Below are 4637 nucleotides of genomic sequence, written 5' to 3' on the forward strand. Positions count from 1 at the left end.
CCCCGGCCCCCGTCGGCCGAAAGGCGACCCGGAGCTCCATCCCGATCCGCAGCGCGCCTTCCGCGCAGTCGACGATCTCGGTCATCATGCGCGGGCCCTCGGCGAGGTCGACGACCGCGGCGACGTACGGGACGCGGCCGCCGAACGGCGGGAGGTCGTTCCGGTGCACCACCGACCAGGTGTAGAGCGTGGCCCGGCCGCTCGCCCGCTCCCAGGTGACGTCCTCGCTCCAGCACCCGGGGCAGAACTCGCGCGGATAGTGGTGCGCGCCGCCGCACGCGCCGCACCTGCGGATCAGCAGTCGCCCCTCACCGGCGGCGTCCCAGTAGGGCCGGGTGAAGGCGTCGGCCTCGGGAAGGTCGAAGCGGGGAGCGGTGGCGGGCAGGTCCGCACTCATCAGGAGAGTCCCTTCACGTACGCGGCCCCCGCAGGCGCCGACACCGATCTGACGGTACGTCAGTTCAGCGCAACCGGCGCCGGTTGCGCAAGGGGCGTACGTCCCGTACAGCCCGTACACCCGTGATGAATTCGCAACCGGTTCCGGACTTGTCCGTCACCCATCAAGTAATCACGCGGTTACTCTCCCGTCATGGCCGACTCGTCCCTTCCACTTACGCCCCGGCAGGACCGCCCCGTGTACGTCATCGGCGGCGGCCCCGGCGGTCTCGCCACCGCGGCGGCGCTGCGCGCACGCGGTGTCCGCGCGGTCGTCCTGGAGAAGTCCGAACGGGTCGGCGCCTCCTGGCGCGGCCACTACGACCGTCTCCACCTGCACACCACGCGCCGCCTCTCGGCGCTGCCGGGACTGTCCATCCCACGGTCGTTCGGGCGCTGGGTGTCGCGGGACAACGTGGTCCGCTACCTGGAGAAGTACGCCGAGCACCACCGCCTCGACGTCGTCACCGGGGTCGAGGTGACCGGCCTGCGGCGCGCGGACGACGGCGCCGGCTGGGTGCTGCGCGCCACGGGCGGGCGGGAGTTGACCGGCAGCGCGGTGGTGATCGCCACCGGCTACAACCACACGCCCCACCTCCCGGACTGGCCGGGCCGCGACACCTACTCCGGCGAACTCCTGCACGCCGGCGACTACCGCAACCCCCTCCCCTACGCCGGCAAGGACGTCCTGGTCGTCGGCGTCGGCAACACCGGCGCGGAGATCGCCGTCGACCTGGTCGAGGGCGGCGCCGCCCGGGTCCGCCTCGCGGTGCGCACGGCCCCGCACATCGTGCGCCGCTCCACGATGGGCTGGCCCGCGCAGCGCAACGGCATCCTGTGCCGCAGGCTCCCGGTCGCCCTGGTCGACCGGCTCGCGGGCCCGCTCGGCAAGGTCAGCGTCCCCGACCTGACGGCCAAGGGCCTGCCCCGCCCCACCACGGGCCTGTACTCGCGGGCCAGGCAGGGGGCGATCCCGGTGCAGGACGTCGGCCTGATCGACGCGGTGCGCAGGGGCCGCGTCGAACCGGTCGCCGCCGTGGAGTCCTTCGAGGACGGCAAAGTCGCCCTCGCCGACGGCACCCGCATCTGCCCGGACGCGGTGATCGCCGCGACCGGCTACCGGCGCGCCCTGGAGGGCCTGGTCGGCGACCTCGGCGTCCTCGACGCCCGCGGCCGCCCCACCTCCCACGGCCGCCGCAGCCCCAAGCAGACCCCGGGCCTCTACTTCACCGGCTTCACGAACCCGATCAGCGGCATGCTCCGAGAACTGGCCATGGACGCGGAGAAGATCGCGAAGGCAATAGCGAAGGCGGCGACGAAGGCGCCGGCGAAGACAACAGCGCGGTAGGCCGCCGCACGCGAGACCGCCGCCCGGGAGCGCCCCGCAAGGGGCGCGCGGAACCGCGCGAGCCACCACGGACAGCGGAAGGGCACGGAAAGCCGCCCGGAAGGCCGCACGAAAAGCCGCCAAGCACAGCACCCGTACGGCGCACGGGAGTCCGACGCGAGGGCGCCCGACACATGGGCGCCTGACGCATGGGAGCCCGACGCGTGGGCGCCCGACACATGGGCCCCCGCATGGGCGCCCGACACATGGGCGTCCACGTCCGAATCACGCCCTTGGCACCCACCGGATTCTGCGCTTCCGTGGACAACAGGGCCCCACTCGCCACCCCAGCACCACCGCTCGACCGCCCCGGGGCGAGGCCCCGCGCCGCCCCCGGCGCCAGGCTTTGCCTGCAGCACCATTCCTGACGCAGCGTCAGTTCAGTAATCTGACTGTGCGTCAGTTAAGTGCTGTCACAAGAAGCGGGCGGACCGATGCTTGGATCGACTCACGGCACCTTCACCACCGACCCCCGCCGCGCGCATGTTGTGGCCTGCGGCGAGCTCCCTCCTCACGCCGTCCACGGCAGGGCCGTCACGGCAGACGGCGCGGACGACCTGGACGTCAGCGGCCGGCCGCTGCACGCCGACGTGCCCGACCTGGACCGCTTCTTCCGCCCCGAGTCCGTCGCCGTCATCGGCGCGTCGGACGCCGAGGGGCGGCCCAACACCGGCATCACCCGCCAGCTCATCGCCTGGGCCGAGCGGGTGGGCGCGCGCCTGCACCCGGTGCACCCCACGCGCGGTTCGGTCTTCGGCATCTCCTGCTTTCCCTCCGTGGCCGACCTGCCCGAACAGGTGGATCTGGCCGTGCTGTTGGTCGGTGACCCGCTCCCCGTGATCGAGCAGCTCGCCGAGGAGAAGGTGCGCTTCGCCGTCGCCTTCGCCTCCGGGTTCGCCGAGACCGGCGAGGAGGGCGCGGCCGCCCAGGAACGCCTCGCGGCCGCCGTCCGGCGCTCGGGCCTGCGGCTGCTCGGCCCCAACACCAACCTCAACGCCTTCGAGAAGTTCCGCGACGACCTCGAAGGCCCCGCCATCGCGCTGATCACCCAGTCCGGCCACCAGGGACGCCCCGTCTTCACCCTCCAGGAGCTGGGCATCCGCCTCTCCCACTGGGCGCCCACCGGCAACGAGGCCGACCTGGAGACCGCCGACTTCATCTCCTACTTCGCCGGACAGCCCGAGGTCGGCGCCATCGCCGCGTACGTCGAAGGACTCAAGGACGGCCGCGCCTTCCTGCTCGCCGCGGACCGGGCCGCGCGCAACGGCGTGCCCGTCGTCGCCGTGAAGGTCGGCCGCACCGAGACCGGCGCCCGCATGGCCGCCTCACACACCGGCAAACTGACCGGCGCCGACGCGGTGGTGGACGCGGCGATGCGGCAGTTCGGCGTGATCCGTGTGGACGGACTCGACGAACTCCAGGACACCTCGGCCCTGTTGGCGCGCGCCCGGCCGCCGCGGGCCGACGGCGTCGTCGTCTATTCGATCTCGGGCGGCACGGGCGCGCACTTCTCGGACCTGGCGACCGAGGCGGGTCTCACGCTGCCCACGCTCTCCGACGCCAAGCAGACGGAGCTGCACCAGTGGATACCCGACTACCTGAACGTCGCCAACCCCGTCGACAACGGCGGGCACCCCGTCGGTGACTGGCGCGGCCGGAAGATCATCGACGCGATCCTGGACGACCCTCAGGTGGGGGTGCTGATCTGTCCGATCACCGGCCCCTTCCCGCCGATGAGCGACAAGCTCGCGCAGGACCTGGTGGACGCGGCGGAGCAGACGGACAAGCTGGTGTGCGTGGTGTGGGGCTCGCCGGTCGGCACGGAGGAGGCGTACCGCACCACGCTGCTCGGCTCCTCGCGCGTCGCCACCTTCCGCACCTTCGCCAACTGCATCACGGCGGTGCGCGCCTATCTGGACCACCACCGCTTCACGGCCGGCTACCGCTCCCCCTTCGACGAGGCGCCGCGCTCCCCCTCGCCCTCCTTCCGCAAGGCGCAGGCCCTGATGCGGCCGGGCCAGCAGCTGAGCGAGCACGCGGCGAAGCAGCTGCTGCGCGCGTACGGGATCAGGGTGCCGCGGGAGCAGCTGGTGACCAGCGCGGCGGCGGCCGTGCGCGCGGCCGGGCTCGTCGGCTACCCGGTCGTCATGAAGGCCTCGGGCCCGCAGCTCGCGCACAAGACCGAACTGGGCCTGGTGAAGATCGGCCTGACCTCGGCGAGCCAGGTGCGGGACGCCTATCGGGAGCTCACGGACATCGCCCGCTATGAGGGCGTCCCGCTGGACGGCGTCCTCGTCTGCCAGATGGTCGAGCGGGGCGTCGAGATGGTCGTCGGCGTGACCCAGGACCCGCTCTTCGGGCCGACCGTGACGGTCGGGCTCGGCGGCGTGCTCGTCGAGGTGCTGCGGGACGCGGCCGTGCGGGTGCCGCCCTTCGGCGAGAACCAGGCGCAGGCGATGCTGTCCGAACTGCGCGGGCGCGCGCTGCTGGACGGGGTCAGGGGAGCGCCGCCCGCCGACGTCGACGCGCTCGTCGAGGTCGTGCTGCGGGTGCAGCGGATGGCGCTCGAACTGGGCGAGGACATCGCGGAGCTGGACATCAACCCGCTGATGGTGCTGCCCCGGGGACAGGGCGCCGTGGCCCTCGACGCGTTCGCCGTCTGCCGCTGAGACGGGCCGCGGGCCGCCACCACGCGGAGCGTTCCACCACACCCGCGTGCCCCGCCACATCCACGTGCCCCGCCGCATCCGCGTAAGCGGCCACACCCGCGTACGCCGCCAGTTGGGCACACCACCCTGCACCCGCACCCGCACCC

The 4637-nt window shown here is 73.0% G+C and carries 3 protein-coding genes; 2 read left to right on the top strand and 1 reads right to left on the bottom strand.

What is annotated here, in order from left to right:
* The coding region (locus tag AOK22_RS37930) for a Zn-ribbon domain-containing OB-fold protein (protein WP_055703194.1) at positions 1–397 on the bottom strand (397 nt) is incomplete at its 3' end.
* A gap of 192 nt (positions 398–589) precedes the next feature.
* Between AOK22_RS37930 and AOK22_RS37935 the strand changes: the two genes are divergently transcribed.
* Positions 590–1783, top strand: coding sequence for a flavin-containing monooxygenase (locus AOK22_RS37935; RefSeq protein WP_055703195.1), 1194 nt, complete (start codon positions 590–592; stop codon positions 1781–1783).
* A 473-nt stretch (positions 1784–2256) separates the two neighbouring features.
* Positions 2257–4491: an acetate--CoA ligase family protein gene (locus tag AOK22_RS37940; RefSeq protein WP_055703196.1), complete on the top strand. Its 2235-nt coding sequence runs from the start codon at positions 2257–2259 to the stop codon at positions 4489–4491.
* The last annotated feature ends 146 nt before the right edge of the window (positions 4492–4637 follow it).

It is taken from the genome of Streptomyces silaceus, from assembly GCF_001419745.1.
GTDB classification, from domain to species: Bacteria; Actinomycetota; Actinomycetes; order Streptomycetales; family Streptomycetaceae; genus Streptomyces; species Streptomyces silaceus.